We start from the raw sequence: 19,374 nt of genomic DNA, 5'->3' as shown, positions 1-19,374 counted from the left end.
ACTTCGCACACCTATTCAACGAAGACCCTGACGCTGGTGGCTCTGCCATCTGCGTCGATGACGGTAAGAGTGGAAAAGCCCTGCCCTTCCGGCACCCATTCGCTGCTGCGGCGGCGGGTTGGCTGTGGCAGGGGCTTGCCATTGGCCAGCCAGTGAAATGGGGCACGTCCGCCCTGCAACTTCAAAACCAAGGGCGCCAGCGCGCCATCCTGGCTGGACAGTTCGATGCGGGCACCCTCCGGCGGATAGACGATCTGCGGCGATGGCTCACGCCGCGAGGCCGACAAAAGCCCACCCGAGGTGACGCTGAAACGGCGCTGGTTTGCGGGCAGGTCCCGGTAGACAAGCCGGGAAACACCCGGCGGTGGCGGCTGAAACGGCGTGATGGCGACACCTGATCTGGCAAAGGCTTCAAACAGGATGGGGGCTGCGGACGCATAGCCGGCAAGACCCGGAACGGAGCCATTATCGGCACGCCCGGCCCACACGCCAATGACATGACGTCCATCAAAGCCGACCGACCATGCATCACGATAACCGTAACTCGTGCCCGTCTTATAGGCGATGCCGCGTTGTTTCATGCCGAGCGGCGGCAGAACGTCGGAGAGGACATCGGTAACATTCCAGACTGCTGCCCTTGAGAATAGCGGATCCACATCCAGCCTCGCGGGGCGTGCGCGCACTCCATCTCCAAGCTGCACGGGCTGGCCGCCATTGGCAAGTGCGGCATAGAGCTGGACGAGATCCACCAGCGACAGGCCGACGCCGCCAAGCGCAATGGCAAGCCCCGGCGCTTCTGCCTTTGGCAACACCATCTGCACCGAGGCACGGCGGAAGCGCACCATAAGCGCAGCCGGGCTGACGGCATCCAGCAGGCGCACGGCGGGTACATTCAAGGACAGTTGCAGCGCCTGACGAATGGAGACATCGCCCTGATACTGCATGTCGAAATTCCGCGGCCTGTAACCCGCAAAATCCGCCGGGCGATCTTCGATGATGCTTTCCTGCGCAACCAGACCATTTTCGAAGGCAAGGCCGTAGATGAAGGGTTTCAGCGTGGAACCGGGAGAGCGTACCGCGCGGGACATATCCACCCAGCCCCGGCGAGCATGATCGAGAAAATCCGAGGAGCCGACATCCGCAATGATTTCACCGGTGGCGCTATCGGCCATGATGATGGCAACCGAGACCCTGTCCCCAAGCTTTTCGGCGGAACGCTGTGCGAGAGCTTCAAGCTCTCTTTGGACAGGCAGGCGAAGCGTCGTGCCGATGCTCAACGCGTCGGGAGACCTGAAGCGCGCCGCCTGAGCCAGATGCGGTGCGAAAGACGGCAGGTCCAGCCGTTTTGCGGGAATGGCCGCTACAGAGGCGCGGGCGGCTTCACCCTGTCCCACGACCTGCGAGACGGCAAGGCGTTCCAACACGCGCTGCCGGGCAAGCGTTGCTGCCTGCGGAAAACGATCCGGGCGGCGCTTTTCAGGCAATTGCGGCAGCGATACCAGAAGGGCGGCTTCTGCCGTCTCCAGCCGCCGGGGTTCCTTGCCGAACCATGCGAGGCTTGCCGCGCGCACCCCCTCAAGATTGCCGCCATAAGGCGCGATGTTGAGATAGAGCTCAAGGATCAGCTGCTTGCTGAGCCGCCGCTCTATCTGCCAAGCCCGCACCATCTGCAGAAGCTTGGCATTGAGCGAACGGTCCGTGCGCGGCTCTATCAGCCGCGCGACCTGCATGGAAAGGGTGGAGGCGCCGGACACGATGCGACCGTTCGTTAGCAACTGCCATGCGGCGCGACCCAGCGCCTGAAAATCCACGCCGCCGTGATCGAAGAAGCGCTGGTCCTCATAGGCGACGAGCATTCGAACGAACTGCGGATCGACATCTGCAACCGAAGTCTTGAGCCGCCAGCGGCCCTGCGGCGTTGCGAAGGCACGAAGCAACCTGCCATCCGCATCCAGCACCTCCTGCGATACGAGGCGGGCGTTGCGCAGCGGCGGAGGATAGGCGCGGTCCAGCCGGTCAAGGCCATAGAGGACGGCTCCTGTCGCAACCGTGGCGACGACAAAGCCGCTGATGAACGCCCGCCACCTGATCATTGCTGCGCCGCGCGGACCTCCATGCGACCGGTTGCCGTGCGCGCGGAAAATTGCGGCCGGTACATATCTTCCACCGTCGCTGCCGGATTGTCGTAGGTGCCGGGGGTGACGGCACGCACGACATAGGCAAGGGTCATCTCGGACGCATCGCCTGCGGAACGGTCGAGAGCAGCCACAAAGCGGTCATAGCGGAATTCGGTATGGGCTGCCTGCGTTTCCGGCAACCAGTCGAAATTGCTCAAGGCTGCGCTGTTGACGAGGCTTGGATTGTCGATTTCGAAGCCGGACGGCAAGAGGTCCGTGACCATGATGCGCGATTGCCAGTCGTTTTTCGGCACGACATTCAGGACGACGACGTAGCGTTCATTCTGCGTGGCTTCGCTGATATTCACCTCTTCTCCATCCATGGAGTAGTAGGTTTTCTGGATATCGAAGCCTTCGCCGCCTGCAGGCAATGGCTGTGCGGGTGGCGCGACCGTGGTGACGACCGCCGTCACCGTATCCTTCGAGGCATTGACTATTTTGATGGGAGATTGCAGCAACTCGTCACCACTGACGCTTTTGCTATAGCCGCCCTGTTCCAGCGTGCCGTTGATATCCAGCCGCACATCCTTGTCTTCACCCTTCAGCGCGCGGGCGGCAAGCAGCATCCAGGCCTGTTCCTGCGTGCTGGTGTGCGGTTTGGCATCCCATGCCTTGGCAACCGTGCTGGCCAGTTGCGGAACGACCGCCGGTACCGGGCGGCTTTCTGCGGCAAGTGCGAGCGAGGCTGCGCCATCTCTCAAGGCCGAGCCATAGTCCGCCCGTGCGAGACTGACCCTGGCGGTGGCAGCCGCCATGCTGAGCGATGCGCCGAAGACGGATTTCGAGCGCGCCGCATCTCCATAAAGAGACAGGGCGGATGCCAGGTGCGCCTTTGCCAGTGGTGTTGGAAAATCATTCAGCGCCGTATCTGCGTAATAGCGCAGATCATTGATGGCGGCCTTGCGATTGCGGGCGAGGACGTAGAGCGAATAGGCGATCTCGTTGCCGCGATCCTTGACGTTGCTGTCATAGGCCAGACCGTTCTGCAGATTGGTGAGCGCCTGCACCATGGCGGTTTCAGGAACATCGAAGGATTGCTCCCGCGCCCGCGTCAGAAAATCGGTGATATAGGCGTCCAACCAGAGATCACCCTCTCCCGGAGCCCAGAGGCCAAAGCTGCCCGATGAGGACTGGAAGGACAGGACGCGATAGATCGCATCCTGCACCCGCTTGCGGATATCTGGATCGTCAGCGCCGCCGCGCTGCTTCATGAGTTCGGAGACATAAAGCAGCGGCAAGGCGCGGCTTGTGGTCTGTTCCGCACAGCCATAGGGGTATTTGTCCAGCATCATGACCAGCCCGGGAACATCGAAGGCAGGCGAGCGCGTGACATTGACCGCGACGGAGGAGCCGAGCAGCATACTGTCTGCCAGAAGATTTCCATCCACGGAAAGGCTGCTGTTGGGGGCGATCTGGATATTGCGCCTGACGGTGACAGGAAGGACGGCCGGGCGGACCGGAATGTTCAGCACCTGTTGCAGGGACAGCCCACTTGAATTGGCAAGCGTGATCGTAATCGCGCCATTACCGGGGTTCTCGCCCGTCAATGGCACGGTCAGCGATGTCTTGCCGCCCTTTTCCAGCGCAAGGCTTTGCGAGACTTCACCCTGATCGACCGTGAGCGCCATGTTGCTGGCGATGCCAAGCGTATAATCTCCCGCGGGGCCATCGGTATTGGCGATGTCGATCCGCATTTGCGAGACATCCCCGGGGCTGAGGAACTTCGGAGCGCTGGCCGTGACGACAAGTGGATCGCGGATGATGACATCCTGCTGGGCATGTCCGACACCGGTCTTACTCCATGCAACTGCCATGACACGTGCGGTGCCGTTGAACTGGGGGATATCGAACCGGACGACAGCCTTGCCTTCGGCGTCCAGTTCGACCGGACCAGCAAAGAAGGCGACCAGTTTTTCCTTTGGCGGGCTGCCTTGCAAAGCGACCTGACCGCCATCCCCGCCGGTGCGCAGGCGCCCCGTGGCACCAAGCGAGCCATCGATGAGGCGTCCGTAGAGATCGCGGATTTCAAGGCCCAGACGTCGCTGGCCGAAATACCATTCGTCTGGCTTTGGCGCTTCGTAACGGGTGAGATTGAGAATGCCGACATCGACAGCGGCGACGGTGACATAGGCTTTCTCACCCACACCGGCCCCTGAGACCTGCAACGGAATTTCCAAAGCCTGACGCGGCATGGTCTGTTTGGGAAGCGTGAGCGCAATGCCGAGCTTTCGCTCTGCCGGATCGACGCTCAGCCATTTGATGCCGATGGCTCGCATTGGCATACGGCTTTCCTGCGCATCGCCGGGGCGGAAAAGCGTGGCGGTGACATAGGAGCCCGCGCCCCATTCTTGCGTAACGGGAATTTCGACTTCACCGCCCTTGTCGCCAATCTCGACAGTCTGCACCGAAATCAGTTTTTCCGAACCCGATGTGACCATCAACTGCCCGGAATAGCGGGATGTGACCTGCAACCTGGCGGTCTCACCAATCTTGTAGCTCTGCTTGTCGAGCGCAATTTCCAACGCATCCGGCGTTTCCGTGGAGCTCGCCGAAACGAACCAGCCAGCATCGAACTCGACGCTTGAAGTTGGGCCATTGGCCTGCGCGCTCTCGACTTCCAGCCGGTAGCGGCCCCATGCGGCAGGGACGGAGATCTCGCCGCCATTCTGATCGACCGACAGTGTGCCGGTCTCAACCTGCTTGGTGTAGACGACCGGCTCATAGCGCCAGGAATTGCCCTGACGGTACCATTGATAATTGCGTTCGACCTTGATCAGTTTCCATGTGAGGCCAGCCATGGGCTGTTTCGCACCGTCTGGCCCAAGGGCGATGACGTGGAAGCGGCCAATGGAATTTTCGGCCAGATCGCCGGAAAATTCCGGCTTTATGCCGATCATCGCGCCTTCGGATTTGACCGGCAGGGTCAGGGACCGCTCAACCGCGCGGCCACCGGCCTCGCGCATTCTGACCGTGATATCGGCGGCCAGAAACTGGGTGGTGGAGGGCATGTCGGCAAGGGCGACATCAAACGTGGCCTTGCCGTTCTCATCCAGCGCTGGAAGCGCGTCGAGCGTCGTGCGGCTTTCCTCTTCCGTTTCCTCATCGGCCAAGCCGAACATGTAGCCTTCGAAGCCATCACGGATGCGCGTCGGCTTCAGCGCGACCTCGCCCTCAAGCTCAAGCCCGGCAGCGGGCGCGCCATAGAGATAGCGGCCATCGACCTCGATGGCGGTATCCGCCGCAGGGTCGATCTCCTTTGCCTTGCTGGTGAGATCAAACTCGGTCCGATCAGGCACGAAATCATCGACGAGGAAGGATTTCTCGCTGATGGCAGCGGCTTTTGGATCGGTATGGACGCGCATGGTCCAGGTGCCGCGCATGGCGCTTTCCTGCAGGGAATAATCGACCGTATGGCCACCCAATGCCTTGCCGTCGCTGACGAAGCGGCGATCCTCGACGCCATCGGGACGGGAGAAGATGAAGGTAAGCGGCAGGTTCTCGACCGCATTGCCCTCGATATCGCGCGCGAGAGCCGCTGCATGGACGGTCTCACCGGCGCGGTAGATGCCGCGCTCCGTCCAACTGAAGACATCGATGGCACCGGGCGCGGCCCGGCCCGTCACGCCACGGTCTGACAGATCGAAACCGGCGCGCGTCATATCCAGAAAGACATAATCGCCATCGCCGTTGCGCGCGGTGATGATGGCAGGCGCCTGACCGGCAGTACCGCGCATCAGCCCGGCAGAAAACATCGCGCGGCCCTGCGCATCCGTGGTTGCTGTCGCAAGCACCTCATTGTTCTTTGCCAAGAGCTGAAGCGCCACACCTTCCAGCGGCTTTGCGCTGCTGAGCGCACGGACGAAGACATTGAGCCCATCTGTGCCGGCATAGGTGGTGATGCCGGTATCCGACACGAGGAACCATTGCGTGGCGCGCGAATCCCAATTATCTGGCGCGGTGCCGGGCGGCACGGCGGTCAGCACATAGATGCCGGGCTTGCGTTGCGGCAGGGCCTCATCCACCGGAAAGGACGTGACGACATCCTTGTTCAGCTCGTTCTGGATATCGATGCCGCCCTGCCAGACCAGTTCGCCGATCTCGTTCTCGATGCGATCCGTGCCGTAGCCATCCATCTGCGTCAGGAACTGCGAACTGGTCAGCAGCGCCGTGATGTTGCGGTCTCCGACCCGGTACAGCTTGAGATCGGCGTGATCTATATTGACAGACACAAGCGGAATGCCGCGCCGCGCGGTGCCGGGCAGCACGAAATTTTCGCCCGTAAAGCGGACCGAACCGGACCTGTCGCGGACATAGACATCCAGATCGACCTGCTTTTCCAGCGGCTCATCGACCGAAGAGGGCAAGCCGGAGCGAAGCGCGATCTTGTAGCGCTGGCCATGCACAAGCCCTTCAACGCAGATTTCGCTTCCCTTTGCCTCAATGGCTTTCGGGGCCGCGCCATCCAGCGTGACGAAGGAGGAATAATCGACGCCCTGTTTGACCAGCGGTTCTGAAAACTGGATGCAGGCCCGTGGGCTGACACTATCCGTATCGACCGTATTGTTGGAAACGCGGAAGCCCTGGCGGGTGCGCAGATCGACATAGGCCGCCCGCGTCTGTGCGTCATCCGACAGGGCAAGGCTTGCCTTATAGGCATTGATCGCCGCCCGGTAGCTCTGCGTCTTTTCAAATGCCTGTGCGAGCACATTGAGCGCGGTGGTGCGGGCGCCAAGGGTGCGGCTCAACTGATAGGCATTGAGAGCCGCGACCACCGCCTGTCCTCTGATCTCATAATCATTTTCAGCAGCCATCGCCGTTTGCGCCATTTCCACCCAGACGGCACCGTCATCGGGATTGAGCGCCAGGGCAGACTTGTAGCTCTCGACTGCCTTTGGAACATCACGGGCGGCGACGAGCTGTTGTGCTTGCGCAAGGAAGGCCTCGACACCCTGCGCCTCATCGCCCTCTGCCGACGACAGTCCGGATTTCAAACGCCGGGCTTCGCGGTAGAGCGTGTCCTCCACAAAGGAAAGACGCTGTGGTGCGCCGATATCCGGCTCGCTTGCGACAGCCACGACCTTGCCTGCGATCGCCCCCGGGAAGGCGTTGAGCTGGTTGAAATCCGACTTCAGGAAACACCATTTTACCTTGGGATTATAGGTAAAGGCCTTGCAGGAGGTATCATTGAGGCAAATGGTTTCGCATTGGGGAAGGGAAACATTCTGTTCCGTGCGAAGATCGAAGCCGAAATAATCACCATTCTGCGTGGTGACGATTTTTCGCGACGCCTCTTGCGAAAGCGCAGGCTGCACGACGAGAGTGGCGGCAACGACAAAAAGACTTCCTAGAACAGCACGCATCGACATCAGGCCCTCCCCGGTATGCATGACGGGGGGACTCTGGTCGGATTTCAAATCGAAAGTCAACGCAAAGGACTATGCTTTTAAGCCATCGCGCAGATTTGCATCGCGACCGCCTTACCCTATGGCAGGGTGAGGCCCTCAGTCCTCAATATGGCGCGCCTCGGAAATCAGCATGATCGGGACGCCATCGCGGATTGGATAGGCGAGTTTTGCCTTTTCCGAGATCAGCTCAGCGTTTTCGCGGTCATAGGAAAGGCGCCCCTTGGTCAGCGGGCAGACGAGAAGATCGAGCAGCTTGGGTTCGACATTGCTGAGCTTCGTGTCCATGGCCCTCCCCTCTACTGCAAAGTGCTTCCGCCTTCGGCGCTGCCTTGGGCAAGGGCGATTTCGGTGATGGCAATCAGCGTATCGGCACGCGATTTCAGATCCGGCGCTTCCAGCAGAGCCTGTTTTTCAGCGGGACCGAAAGGCGACATCATGGACAGTGAATTGACAAGCACGCGGTTGCCCGCCCGCTCCACGCTCTCCCAATCCGCCTCCAGCTGATTGGCATCCAGGAAGGCACGAAAGACGCGCAGCAGGTTTTCGCGGTCCACGGCGTCTTCATCGTACTCTCCGGACAGATCGGAGATGAAAGGCGCATAACGGAAGGTGCGATAGGGGTTACCGTTGGAAACTTCCTCCAGAACACGGAAACGGCAGACGCCACTCAGCGATACGATGTAGCGGCCATCGCCGGTTTCAGAGAAGGAGGTGATGCGACCGATACAGCCAACCTGGCTGAGCGGACCCGCACCCAGGGCACCATCCGAACCCTGCAGGGCTGGCTGGATCATGCCAATGAGCCGATCGCCGGCAATTGCCGCATCGAACATGGCGAGGTAGCGCGGCTCGAAAATATTGAGAGGCAGCTGCCCTTCCGGCAAAAGCAGCACACCGGGCAGAGGGAAAACGGGCACCACGTCGGGCAGATCGGAGTCTTTCAGATATCTGGCATTTCCGACATGCATGGATCAATCCCTCTCTTATAGATACATCGCACCATGTTTACAGCGCGATACCGGCGCGTGAGCCTGTGCCATGGAAATGCCAGCACAGGTTTTACGCATCATCCTATAAATGTGGTCTGCGCCCATCAAGCGCAAGCCGATCCTCAAGAAAACAATATCGAAGACAGTTTCCGACGCGCCGTAACCGTTGCCGGGTCCTTGAAGCCCCAGCTTTCGAAGAACTCCACCAGCTGCTTGCGCGCGCCATCGTCTTCATAAGCGCGGTCCTTGCGCATCACGGTCAGCAACTGGTCGGCTGCGTCGTCGCGTCGGCCCTGCGCGTTGAAAATCTTGGCAAGCTTCATACGCGCATCGTGATTGTCAGGGTTGGCTGCAAGCTCCCGCTCCAAAGCAGCAGGATCACCCAGGGCACGGGCCTCTTCATATTGCGCCAGCTTCCTGGCAACAGCCTGAACCGCCGCGTCCGCCAGGAGGTCTTCCGGCACCGAGGCCAGGAGATCGCTCGCACGCTGATATTCACCCAGCGCAATCATGCAATCGGCAATGCCTGCGACACCGACCGGATTTTCCGGGTCGACCTGCATGACGAAGCCGAAAAGCTGAGCGGCACCCTGATGATCGCCATCGGCTAGCAGCTGCTTTGCTTCAGCCAGAGCCGCTTCGATTTCCGCAGCCGGATCATCAGCCGAAGGCCCGGCGATCTTGTCGATGAATTCCCGTATCTGGCTTTCCGGCACCGCACCCATGAAACCATCGACCGGGCGACCATCCTGAAAGGCGACGATGGCGGGAATGGACTGGATGCCCAGCTGGCCGGGAATGGACGGGTGGTCATCGATATTGAGCTTGACCAGCTTGACGCGGCCACCGGCTTCGTTGACGACCTTTTCCAGAACGGGGGTCAACTGCTTGCAGGGCCCGCACCATGGCGCCCAGAAATCCACCAGCACGGGCTGTCGACGGGATTCTTCCATGACGTCCTTCGAGAAGGCCGCCGTGGTCGTATCCTTGATGTGGGATGCCTCAGCACTCGCGGGCGCGGGCGTGGGCGAAGACGCTGGCGCGCCGCCGCCATATTGCACGGAGCCGGTCATGTGTCCGCCCATGGACGTTCCGTAGGGGTTGTTGGTTCCGCTCATTCAAGGTCTCCGTTCACTGCGCAGGATCTCGCCACTCACTGGCGCAAAGATCGTACTTTACTCGGTTACTTTCAAGACGAGCGGCGCATGACCCGTCGCTTCCAGAAAGCGAATGAGATCATCCCGGCCAATCGTCGTGGTTGCGTCGTTGGAGAGCGGATGGCCGTTGATGAGGTCATGTTTCATCAACTCGCTGTCCAGTACGAAGGTTACCTGGTTTCCCGTATCGTTGATGGCGCCGAAGACGGTAACGGAGCCTGGAACGACACCCAGATATTCCATCATCTTTTCCGGCCTGCCGAAAGACACCCTGCTCGATGCATCGATCACCTTATGCACCGTCTTCAGATCCACCGTTGCATTTTCCTCGACGGTGAGGACGAAATATCTGTCCTTCTTGTCCTTCACGAAAAGGTTCTTGGTGTGGCCGCCGGGAATACGGTCTCTCAGCGATTCCGACTCTGCGACGGTAAACACGGGCTCGTGCTCATAGGTCGTATGGGCAATGCCGAGCCCATCCAGCAAAGCAAAAAGGTCCTGCGCTGTCTTGGTGGATTGCTCGCTCATATCGGCTTTCTCGCATCAATGGATTCGTCACTCTGTGCCATTGTCATTAGGCCCTCAAAAGCCCTTTTGCAATGCGGCTTGAGATTTCTTCATCAAAAAAATCAAATGATTTCCGTTACTTGTCCTGTTTTTTGCTTTTTTCTGCACCTTTTTGTCATTTCCCTGTTGCATTTAAAAAGCGGTTGAGCGATATAGCCCTCGTCGCCGCAACGCAGCGACCCGCGGTTCAGCGAACTACCCCGAACCAGCGGATTATGAGCGGGTGTAGCTCAGGGGTAGAGCACAACCTTGCCAAGGTTGGGGTCGAGGGTTCAAATCCCTTCGCCCGCTCCAATTTTCCTCAGACGAGAAAAATTTGTCCTTGGCCCGAGTATCGGGCCATAATTTCTAGACTATTTACTCAGTGCTTGAGCTTGCTTCGGGTCATCGAGCAAACACGTCTCGGCGAAATTACTCCAGCCTTTCTGCTTCGGTTTGTCTGCCTGCCTGGGTCTTCTGTGAGCGCTGCGACCGCACGATGAGCACGGTCGCGACTGATAGCGTTAGCTGCCCAGACGCTGCTCTGCCAGCTTTACCCAATAGGACAGGCCGTAGGCGATGGCTTCGTCGTTGAAGTCGTATCCGGGATTGTGCAGGCCTGCGGTTTCGCCATTGCCAAGGAAGATGAAGGCGCCAGGGCGCTGGTTCAGCATGTAGGAAAAATCCTCGCCTGCCATGGAGGGATCGACGTCCGGATCGACATTCTTGTCTCCTGCGACTTCGCGGGCGATACGAATGGCATGGTCGGTTTCGTCGGCATGGTTGACGGTGACGGGGCAGTATCGCTCATAGACCGCCTCGGCTTCTGCGCCATTGGCTGCGGCAATGCCTTCGGCGATCTGCTTGATTCGAGCCTCGGCCATATCGCGCACGGTTTCATCCAGCGTGCGGACCGTGCCGGCGATCAGGGCTTCATTGGGAATGATGTTGTGGCTGGAACCGGCCTGAAAACGGGTGACGGAAACGACGATTGAGCGGATGGGATCTGCGTTGCGCGAGGCGATAAGCTGCAGGTTGGTGACGATCTGCGCGCCGATGGAAATCGGGTCCACGGTGCGGTGCGGCTGGGCCGCATGGCCGCCACGTCCTTTGACCACGATGGAGAATTTGTCCGGTGCAGCCATGATGCCGCCCTTGCGAATGGCAAACGAGCCAAGCGGAATACCCGGCATATTGTGCATTCCATAGACTTCATCGATCTTGAAACGATCCATCAGGCCGTCTTCAACCATGGCAAGGGCGCCTGCACCACCTTCTTCGGCGGGCTGGAAGATGACGGCCACGGAGCCCGCGAAATTGCGTGTTTCCGCCAGATGCTTTGCTGCACCCAGCAGCATCGCCATATGTCCATCATGGCCGCAGGCGTGCATCTTGCCCGGCACTTTCGATGCCCATTCCTTGCCGGTTTCCTCGACAATGGGAAGCGCATCCATATCCGAGCGCAGACCGATGGTGCGGCCCTTGCCGTGCCTGCCGTGGATGACGCCGACGACGCCGGTGCGGCCAATGCCTGTCACGACCTCATCGACGCCGAAGGAGGAAAGCTTTTCTGCAACAAAGGCAGCCGTCTCATGCACATCATAAAGAAGTTCAGGGTTCTGATGAAGATGACGCCGCCACTCGCTGGCCTCTGCCTGCAATTCCGCCGCTCTATTCAATAAAGGCATTCATTTATTCCCGATGTTCCATTCCAGACCTGACAAAGCGCACCCCTGACCGGTGGATATTGCGCCGCATAATTGACGCAATCAATGGAGTTTGCCATTGCTAGGCCATATATGGTGAATATTGCAAATTCCGAAACAAGTTCGGGAATTCGAGGATACGTCTTGCAGGATAACTCCCCACGCCGCCGTGCCGCAGGGCGGTTTGTAAAAACCATTGCCGCGATCTCCGCCAGTGTTATGGCCATGACGTCCGTAGCACACGCCAACCCCAAGATGGTGGTTGATGTGCGCACCGGCAAGGTGATTTCGCATCAGGAAGCGTTTCGCAAGTGGTATCCTGCTTCGCTGACCAAGCTGATGACCGCCTATCTTGCCTTCAGCGCGATGAAAACTGGCAGGCTGAGCCCGACGACCGAAGTTGTCATGAGCAAGAAGGCAGCCGACCAGCCCGCCAGCAAGATGTATTTCAAGCCGGGCTCCAAGCTGACGCTGGACAGCGCGCTGAAGCTGCTGCTGATCAAATCCGCCAATGACGTTGCCGTGGCCATTGCCGAAACGGTTGGCGGCAGCACCGAAAATTTCGTGGCCCAGATGAATGCGCAGGCGGCCCGCCTTGGCATGTCTTCGACGCGCTTCATCAATCCCAACGGCCTGCCCGGCAAGGGACAATATACCACCGCACGCGATCTTGCCCTTTTGGCGCTCATCCTGAAACGGGAATTTCCCGAATATGCCGGATATTTCTCGCTGGAAGGTGTCAGCACCGGCAAGAAGAATTACGCCAACTACAACATGCTGGTGGGCCGCTTCGAGGGTGCTGACGGCATGAAGACCGGCTTTATCTGCGCCTCCGGCTTCAACCAGGTGTCCTCGGCATCGCGCAATGGACGCCAGGTCATCACCGTGGTGCTGGGTGCAGACAGCCTTGCCGGACGCACCGACCAGTCTGCGGATCTTCTGCAGATGGGCCTAACCTCTCCCTCCGGCCAGGGCACGTCGCTGGCATCGCTGGCTCCCTATGGCGACACCGAGGGCGTCAACGACATCAGCGCGGCGATCTGCAACCCCAAGGCCGCAAAGGTGCGCAGCGAAAGCCGCGACGAGGCGGGACGGATGATCATCAAGTCACCTTTCGTGCAGGAAATGAGCCGTCCGCCGGTTTACTCCTATGCGGGTCTCATTCCCGGCAGCGAGACCGTTGCCATCAACACGGCTACCAGCCCGGCGACAGGTCCTGCTGCCAAGGGCAGCCCGGCCAATGTGCCTATCCCCATTCCACGCCCGGCATTTTAAGGCCGGCCGGCAGCGGTTCGCATCATCAGCGAGCCGCATTTGCTGCAAATGACGCTTTCTTGCCAGCCGATTGCTGATATAAGACCGCATCAAGATGTAATGTTCTAACACTACAGGTCGCCTCATGGCACTCGATCGTATTCCGGTTTCCATCATCACGGGTTTTCTCGGCGCGGGAAAATCCACGCTGCTCAACAGGCTGCTGAAAGACCCTGCCATGCAGGATGCCGCCATCATCATCAACGAGTTCGGCGATGTCAGCATCGACCATCTGCTGGTGGAACGGTCCGGTGACGGAATCATCGAGCTGGCGGAAGGGTGTCTGTGCTGCACGGTACGTGGCGAACTGGTGGACACATTGGCGGAACTGATGGACGGGATCCAGACGGGAAAGCTGAAACCGGTCAATCGCATCGTGATCGAAACCACCGGCCTTGCGGATCCGGCACCGGTTATGCAGTCCATTATCGGCAATCCCGTGATTGCGCAGAACTTCTCCCTCAATGGCATGGTGACCGTGGTGGATGCGGCCAATGGCGCGGCGACGCTGGATCGTCACCCGGAGGCGGTCAAGCAGGTGGCAGTTGCCGACCGGCTGGTATTGACGAAGCGCTCCCTGGCGGAAGAGGCACAGGTGGCTGCGCTGAAGGAAAGACTTTCCGCCCTCAACCCGCGCGCGCCTGTTGAAGATGGCGATGCCGAGGATTGGTCGGCGGTGGCGCTTCTGGAGAACGGACTTTACGACGCAGGCAACAAGCTTGGCGATGTCTCGCGCTGGCTGGGCGACGAAGCTGCGCATGACGATGGGCACCATCATGGGCATGATGAGCATGGGCATGGGCATCATCACCACCATCATCATGATGACGTAAACCGGCATAATGCCTCGATACGCTCTTTTTCCATCATTCACGACAAGCCGATCGACCCGATGGCGATCGACATGTTCATCGATCTGCTGCGCTCCGCCCATGGCGAGAAGCTTCTGCGCATGAAGGGTATTGTGCAGCTTTCCGACAATCCCGACCGGCCGCTGGTGCTGCATGGGGTTCAGTCGATCTTTCACCCGCCGCAGCGTCTTGCCGCATGGCCAGACCCGGCGGACCGACGCACGCGCATGGTGCTGATAACAGACGGTCTGCCGGAGGAGTTCGTCAAGGACCTGTTCGGGGCCTTTATCGGCTCCGTGCGCATCGACAAGCCCGACCGGCAAGCGGTGGTGGACAATCCGCTGGCGGTTCCGGGAATGCGTTTCTAACGCCTCTGGCGTTCAAGCGGAATGTGTCAGTGTCCGCACATAATTAAAGCCGAGCACGGCAGCACCGACGAGGCCTGGCTCGACCGTGCACTGCGCCTTCACGACAAGAGGGCGTGAAAAGCGCCTGAGAATTCGGGATCTCACGGCCTGATCCAGCGCTTCGATCAGGGCCGGCGCATTGGACAGGCCCCCGCCTACAGGTACGATCGTAGCGCCGGTGACATTGACCACCAGCGCCAGCGGGCCAGACAGCATGTCGATATAGATATCGATGGTGCGGCTCGCGCCGGCCTCGCCGGCCTGCCATTTTTCGACAATCTCCTCGGCGAGCAATTGCTCTCCCGTCAGATGTCGGTGCAGCTTTTCCATGCCGCGCGCGCTGCAGATGGCATCGAGACAGCCTTCCAGTCCGCATCCGCAGGCAAAGCGCGGCAGGTCCACCGGGGGATTTCCCGCGCGGGTGGCGGCAACGGGGGCGTGGCCCCACTCCCCCGCAAAGCCGCCTGCGCTGTTGATGAGCTTGCCATCGATGACCAGTGCGCCGCCGACACCGGTGCCGAGGATGACACTGAACACGACGCGATGACCACGGGCAGCGCCGACACCATATTCAGCCAGCGCACAACAATCCGCATCATTGGCGATGAGGACAGGCAGCCCAAGCGCCGCTTCCAGATCCGCTTTCAGCGGTCTTTGATGGGCACAGGGAATATTGGCGATGAAGGATTTATCCGTATCTGGATCGATGATGCCGGTGATCGACAGCGCGACACAATCCGGGGCGCCGCCGATGCTGGCGATTTCGGACTTCAACACCGCAACGAAGGCATCGAAATCCTGCGTCGGTGTCTTGCGCCTTGGAAGGGGGCGAACGTCATCCAGCGCATGGGCGGCAGCACCCTTGATGGCGGTGCCGCCAATATCGAAGCAGACGATCAAAGCAAGGCTCCCTTCCAGATTCGGAGACCTTATGCCAGATAACGCTCCGTAAGTCTCGCCCACATAGCGGCACCGACGGTGAGGCTCGCATCGGCGAAATCATATTTTGCACTGTGCAGGATCGCCGAATTCATGCCGTTTCCAAGCCGCAAGAAGCTGCCGGGCTTATGCTCCAGAAAACACGCGAAATCCTCGCTGCCGGGAATGAGGTGGCAGGTCGAGACATTGTCCGAGCCAATCAGCTCTTCTGCCACGGCGCGGGCGAACTCTGTTTCCTCTTCCGAGTTGACGACAACGGGATAGCCACGTTCGTAATCGATCTCGACGGAGGCTCCGAAGCCTTCGGCAACCGAATTGGTAAGCTTTGTAATTCGCTCCTGCAAAAGATCGCGAATGCCTGCATCAAACGAGCGAATGCTGATCGCAAGCTTGGCATATTCAGGAATGACATTGACCGCCTCTCCCGCATGGATGGTGCCGACGGTAACGACGGCGGTCTGGGTGGGATCGATGTTGCGGGCGACCACGGTCTGAAGGGCAACGACCAGATTGCACGCGACGACAACGGGATCGATGGTCAGGTGCGGGCGCGATGCGTGACCACCCTTGCCCTTGATGGTGATTCTCGCCGTATCGGCCGAGGCCATCATCGGGCCGGACCGCAGGAGAAGCGCACCCTCCGGCGCGCCGGGATGGTTGTGCAGGCCGAAGATGGCGTCGATGGGAAAGCGTTCGAACAGGCCGTCATCGATCATTCTCTGAGCGCCGCTCGGACGCCCCGATTCTTCAGCTGGCTGGAAGATCAGCGTGACGGTGCCATTGAAACGTCGCGTGCGGGCCAGATGCTGCGCGGCACCGAGAAGAACCGTGGTGTGACCATCGTGACCGCAGGCGTGCATCTTGCCGGGCACCGTGCTGGCATAGTCAGCGCCGGTTTCTTCCAGAATGGGCAGCGCATCCATATCCGCACGGATGCCGATGCTTTTCTTGCTTTCACCCACCGTCAGCCGTGCGACAACGCCGTGGCCGCCGACATTGCGGGTGACCTCGTAGCCCCAGCTTTCCAGCTTTTCCGCAACCATACGCGCTGTCTGCACTTCTTCGAAAGACAGTTCCGGATGGGCGTGCAGGTAACGCCGCGTCTCTACAAGTTCGGCCTCCAGATCGGCAAGATCGGACACGCGTGTATAGGCATTGTCGAGCACTGTCATGGGAACTCCAGTCGGATGAAGCAGGCACGCGAAAGGAGCGCGCCGCAATTTCGGTAACGGGCAATGCCCCGACGATGGCGGGGCATTGCTGCGATTGGATCAAAGGAAGCGAGACAGGAATGCCTGCGTGCGCGGATGCTGCGGATTGCCGATGACATCTTCCGGCTTGCCCATCTCCACGATATGGCCGCCATCCATGAAGACGACGCGATCCGCCGCTTCCTTGGCAAAGCCGATTTCGTGGGTAACGACGATCATGGTCAGACCCTGCCGGGCAAGATCGCGCATGGTCGCCAGCACTTCGCCCACCAGTTCCGGGTCAAGCGCCGAGGTCGGTTCATCAAACAGCATCAGCTTGGGCTTGATGGCTAGCGCACGGGCAATGGCCACGCGCTGCTGCTGGCCGCCGGACAGTTGCCGGGGATAATTATCCGCCTTGTCCGACAGGCCGACCTTTTGCAAAAGCTCCCGGGCATAGGCTATCGCCTGCGCCTTGCTTTCCCCGTGGACGCCGATGGGCGCCTCGATGATATTCTGCAAGGCCGTCATATGCGGATAGAGATTGAACTGCTGGAAGACCATGCCGATATTGCGCCGTTGTGCGGCAATGGCATTTCCCGACAGCTTTATCAGCTTGTCCTTCTTCAGCTGGTAACCGATCTGCTCACCATCCACCTCGATGGAGCCGCGATTGATGGATTCCAGATGGTTGATGCAGCGCAGGAAGGTGGATTTTCCCGAGCCGGAAGGACCCAGCACGACGACGACTTCGCCGGGAAAGACATCCAGATCGATGCCTTTCAGCACCTCAAGCTGATCGAACGCCTTGTGGACATTGCGCGCCCGAACCAGCGGCTGCTTGTCTTGAACGGGAGTGATCACGGCGTTGCCTCCTCATGCACGGTGGGCGCCTGAGCGGTGGCGGTGCGACGGTCGCCCCGGCCATAATAACGCTCGATGTAACCCTGGCCGATATTGAGAACCGAAGTGATGAGCAGATACCAGATGACCGCGACCATCAGCATCGGCACAATTTCGAAGGTGCGGTTATAGATGGACTGCACCGAATAGAGCAGATCGGCCATGGCGATGACGCTGACCAGCGATGTCGCCTTGATCATGCTGATCAACTGGTTGCCGGTGGGCGGCACGATGGAGCGCATGGCCTGTGGAATGATGATGCGCCACAGAGCGCGGGCCTTGGTCATGCCGAAGGCTTCCGCCGTTTCCGACTGTCCACGATCAACCGACAGCAGACCACCGCGAATGATCTCGGCCATGTAGGCGGCTTCGTTGAGCGCAAGCCCGACGATGGCGGCTGTCATCGGCGTGATGACCGAATTCGTTTCCCAGCTGACAAGCGTGGGACCGAAGGGGATGGCGATGGAGATTTCCGGAAAGAGCGTGGAGAGATTGTACCAGAAGATGAGCTGGACCAGCAGCGGCGTTCCCCGGAAGAACCAGACGAACAGCCCGGAGAGGGAACTGGCCAGCACATCCTGCGACATGCGGGCAACGCCGAGCAACAGGCCCAGCACAACGCCGATCAGCATCGCAACGACGGTCAGTCCAAGGCTGACGGACAATCCCTGCATGACGGTTGGATCGAAGAAATATTGGGCAACGACCGGCCATCCGAAGTTTTCGTTATTGGCGACGATCCAGGCGAAGTTGGCGGCAATCAGCAGCGTGATGAACCACAATGTGGCGCGGCCGGTCTGAAACGGGCGATGGGCATTGGCCACATCGCGCGGGTCCGCACCGCCTGAAGGCGATGCGGTCTCTGCGTTGGCGACACTCATTTCTTTTCAACTCCCACCAGATTGATACCCGGTGTCTTGATGGTGTTGTTTTCCAGGCCCCATTTTTTCATGATGACGTCATAGGTGCCGTTATCGATGAGAACCTTGACGGCATCCCGCAGGAGTTCGCCCAGCGGAGAGCCCTTTGGCACGACGGCACCCTGGAACAGATCGTCAAAGCCGTTCTTTTCGCCAATACCGGTCAGCTCAAGCTGTCCATTGGCCTGGGAAACGAAATAGGTGAGCGGTGCCTGCGATGAGAAGAATGCGTCGGCGCGCTTGGAGCGGACCGCCAGAATGGAGCTTGGCTGGTCGGTGTAGGACTGAACCTCGACCGGCTTCTTGCCATCGGCAACACACTTTTCCACCTGCGCCTTGATGACCTTTTCGGCCGATCCGCCAGCCATGACGGCGATGCGGTTGCCGCAGGCCGTATCTAGCGAAACGATGCCCTTGGGGTTGCCCTTCTGGACGGCGAAGACGACGAATTCCTGCACCCAGTCAACGAAGTCGTTGGCTTCCTGACGTGTCTTGAAATCACCAACCGGACCGAAGGCAAACTGGTAGCGACCGGAGTTGACGCCCGAAAGCAATGCGGGCAGACCGCCGACGGTGGCGTGCTCAATCTTGACGCCGAGAAGCTGTCCCAGAGCTTCCGTCAGATCGGCGCTGGCGCCGGTCATTTCCGTTCCGGTGACGATTTCATAGGGAGGAAAGGAGCCGTTATTGACGGAGACCATCTTGCCTTCGGTGCGGATTTTCTCCGGCAGACGGGCGTTGAGTTCCTTGTTCATCTCCTGCTTCGGTATGGCGGCGTCCTGCGCCATTGCCGGTGCGGCCAGCATCAGGCCGAGAAGAGCGACGGATGTGATGAATTTCGATTGCATGGAATTCCCCTTTTTGTTCAAC

The 19,374-nt window shown here is 59.7% G+C and carries 14 protein-coding genes and 1 tRNA gene; 3 read left to right on the top strand and 12 right to left on the bottom strand.

The window, feature by feature from the left end:
• Nucleotides 1-11: 11 nt before the first annotated feature.
• The 6 genes from pbpC to QRN85_RS01430 form a co-directional block, all read right to left on the bottom strand.
• The gene (gene pbpC, locus QRN85_RS01455; protein ID WP_284756966.1) at nucleotides 12-2,093 is read right to left on the bottom strand and encodes a penicillin-binding protein 1C; all 2,082 of its coding nucleotides are present in this window, start codon (nucleotides 2,091-2,093) and stop codon (nucleotides 12-14) included.
• Nucleotides 2,090-7,543: an alpha-2-macroglobulin family protein gene (locus QRN85_RS01450; protein ID WP_284756964.1), complete on the bottom strand. Its 5,454-nt coding sequence runs from the start codon at nucleotides 7,541-7,543 to the stop codon at nucleotides 2,090-2,092. The genes pbpC and QRN85_RS01450 overlap by 4 nt, the downstream gene beginning before the upstream one ends.
• A gap of 135 nt (nucleotides 7,544-7,678) precedes the next feature.
• Nucleotides 7,679-7,867 carry a Trm112 family protein gene (locus QRN85_RS01445; RefSeq protein WP_062590162.1) on the bottom strand — a complete coding sequence of 63 codons (189 nt, stop codon included), beginning with the start codon at nucleotides 7,865-7,867 and terminating at the stop codon, nucleotides 7,679-7,681.
• A gap of 11 nt (nucleotides 7,868-7,878) precedes the next feature.
• Nucleotides 7,879-8,550 (bottom strand): LON peptidase substrate-binding domain-containing protein, encoded by a 672-nt coding sequence (locus tag QRN85_RS01440; RefSeq protein ID WP_162723276.1) that lies wholly within the window; start codon nucleotides 8,548-8,550, stop codon nucleotides 7,879-7,881.
• Nucleotides 8,551-8,693: 143 nt separating this feature from the next.
• Nucleotides 8,694-9,689 (bottom strand): thioredoxin, encoded by a 996-nt coding sequence (gene trxA, locus QRN85_RS01435; protein WP_284756960.1) that lies wholly within the window; start codon nucleotides 9,687-9,689, stop codon nucleotides 8,694-8,696.
• Nucleotides 9,690-9,746: 57 nt separating this feature from the next.
• A complete protein-coding gene (locus QRN85_RS01430; RefSeq protein ID WP_113218463.1) occupies nucleotides 9,747-10,256 on the bottom strand; it encodes a prolyl-tRNA synthetase associated domain-containing protein in 510 nt (169 codons plus the stop codon).
• A gap of 258 nt (nucleotides 10,257-10,514) precedes the next feature.
• On the opposite strand from QRN85_RS01430, the gene QRN85_RS01425 reads away from it, so the two are divergent.
• Nucleotides 10,515-10,589: transfer RNA gene (locus QRN85_RS01425), tRNA-Gly, on the top strand.
• 209 nt (nucleotides 10,590-10,798) lie between these two features.
• Here the strand turns inward: QRN85_RS01425 and QRN85_RS01420 are convergent.
• On the bottom strand, nucleotides 10,799-11,962 hold the full coding sequence (locus QRN85_RS01420) for a M20 aminoacylase family protein (RefSeq protein ID WP_112960621.1): 1,164 nt from the start codon (nucleotides 11,960-11,962) through the stop codon (nucleotides 10,799-10,801).
• Nucleotides 11,963-12,199: 237 nt separating this feature from the next.
• Between QRN85_RS01420 and QRN85_RS01415 the strand changes: the two genes are divergently transcribed.
• Both QRN85_RS01415 and QRN85_RS01410 read left to right on the top strand, forming a co-directional pair.
• On the top strand, nucleotides 12,200-13,255 hold the full coding sequence (locus QRN85_RS01415; RefSeq protein ID WP_284757240.1) for a D-alanyl-D-alanine carboxypeptidase family protein: 1,056 nt from the start codon (nucleotides 12,200-12,202) through the stop codon (nucleotides 13,253-13,255).
• Nucleotides 13,256-13,379: 124 nt separating this feature from the next.
• Nucleotides 13,380-14,513: a CobW family GTP-binding protein gene (locus QRN85_RS01410; protein WP_284756957.1), complete on the top strand. Its 1,134-nt coding sequence runs from the start codon at nucleotides 13,380-13,382 to the stop codon at nucleotides 14,511-14,513.
• A gap of 12 nt (nucleotides 14,514-14,525) precedes the next feature.
• Here the strand turns inward: QRN85_RS01410 and QRN85_RS01405 are convergent, their stop codons facing one another.
• The 5 genes from QRN85_RS01405 to QRN85_RS01385 form a co-directional block, all read right to left on the bottom strand.
• Nucleotides 14,526-15,452, bottom strand: coding sequence for an ROK family protein (locus QRN85_RS01405; RefSeq protein WP_284756956.1), 927 nt, complete (start codon nucleotides 15,450-15,452; stop codon nucleotides 14,526-14,528).
• Between the two features lie 29 nt (nucleotides 15,453-15,481).
• Entirely contained in the window at nucleotides 15,482-16,663 is a 1,182-nt protein-coding gene (locus tag QRN85_RS01400) for a M20 aminoacylase family protein (protein WP_284756954.1), read from the bottom strand.
• A gap of 99 nt (nucleotides 16,664-16,762) precedes the next feature.
• Complete coding sequence (locus QRN85_RS01395) at nucleotides 16,763-17,542, bottom strand: amino acid ABC transporter ATP-binding protein (RefSeq protein WP_062590209.1); 780 nt, start codon at nucleotides 17,540-17,542, stop codon at nucleotides 16,763-16,765.
• Nucleotides 17,542-18,465 carry an amino acid ABC transporter permease gene (locus tag QRN85_RS01390; protein WP_112960625.1) on the bottom strand — a complete coding sequence of 308 codons (924 nt, stop codon included), beginning with the start codon at nucleotides 18,463-18,465 and terminating at the stop codon, nucleotides 17,542-17,544. Before QRN85_RS01390 ends, QRN85_RS01395 begins: the two co-directional genes overlap by 1 nt.
• On the bottom strand, nucleotides 18,462-19,352 hold the full coding sequence (locus QRN85_RS01385; RefSeq protein WP_113098729.1) for an ABC transporter substrate-binding protein: 891 nt from the start codon (nucleotides 19,350-19,352) through the stop codon (nucleotides 18,462-18,464). The genes QRN85_RS01390 and QRN85_RS01385 overlap by 4 nt, the downstream gene beginning before the upstream one ends.
• Nucleotides 19,353-19,374: the final 22 nt, after the last annotated feature.

Source organism: Agrobacterium sp. fls2-241-TYG-188a (assembly GCF_030209845.1).
The sequence above is the reverse complement of the archived record's forward strand: the minus strand, read 5'-3'. Positions and strand labels throughout refer to the sequence as shown.

Excerpts from the sequence above, each read along its gene's own strand:
- QRN85_RS01440 (WP_162723276.1), bottom strand. The coding sequence starts at position 8,550 with ATGCATGTCGGAAATGCCAGATATCTGAAAGACTCCGATCTGCCCGAC.
- QRN85_RS01400 (WP_284756954.1), bottom strand. The coding sequence starts at position 16,663 with ATGACAGTGCTCGACAATGCCTATACACGCGTGTCCGATCTTGCCGAT.
- QRN85_RS01390 (WP_112960625.1), bottom strand. The coding sequence starts at position 18,465 with ATGAGTGTCGCCAACGCAGAGACCGCATCGCCTTCAGGCGGTGCGGAC.
- pbpC (WP_284756966.1), bottom strand. The coding sequence starts at position 2,093 with ATGATCAGGTGGCGGGCGTTCATCAGCGGCTTTGTCGTCGCCACGGTT.
- QRN85_RS01450 (WP_284756964.1), bottom strand. The coding sequence starts at position 7,543 with ATGTCGATGCGTGCTGTTCTAGGAAGTCTTTTTGTCGTTGCCGCCACT.
- QRN85_RS01420 (WP_112960621.1), bottom strand. The coding sequence starts at position 11,962 with ATGCCTTTATTGAATAGAGCGGCGGAATTGCAGGCAGAGGCCAGCGAG.
- trxA (WP_284756960.1), bottom strand. The coding sequence starts at position 9,689 with ATGAGCGGAACCAACAACCCCTACGGAACGTCCATGGGCGGACACATG.
- QRN85_RS01410 (WP_284756957.1), top strand. The coding sequence starts at position 13,380 with ATGGCACTCGATCGTATTCCGGTTTCCATCATCACGGGTTTTCTCGGC.
- QRN85_RS01430 (WP_113218463.1), bottom strand. The coding sequence starts at position 10,256 with ATGAGCGAGCAATCCACCAAGACAGCGCAGGACCTTTTTGCTTTGCTG.
- QRN85_RS01385 (WP_113098729.1), bottom strand. The coding sequence starts at position 19,352 with ATGCAATCGAAATTCATCACATCCGTCGCTCTTCTCGGCCTGATGCTG.
- QRN85_RS01445 (WP_062590162.1), bottom strand. The coding sequence starts at position 7,867 with ATGGACACGAAGCTCAGCAATGTCGAACCCAAGCTGCTCGATCTTCTC.
- QRN85_RS01415 (WP_284757240.1), top strand. The coding sequence starts at position 12,200 with ATGGCCATGACGTCCGTAGCACACGCCAACCCCAAGATGGTGGTTGAT.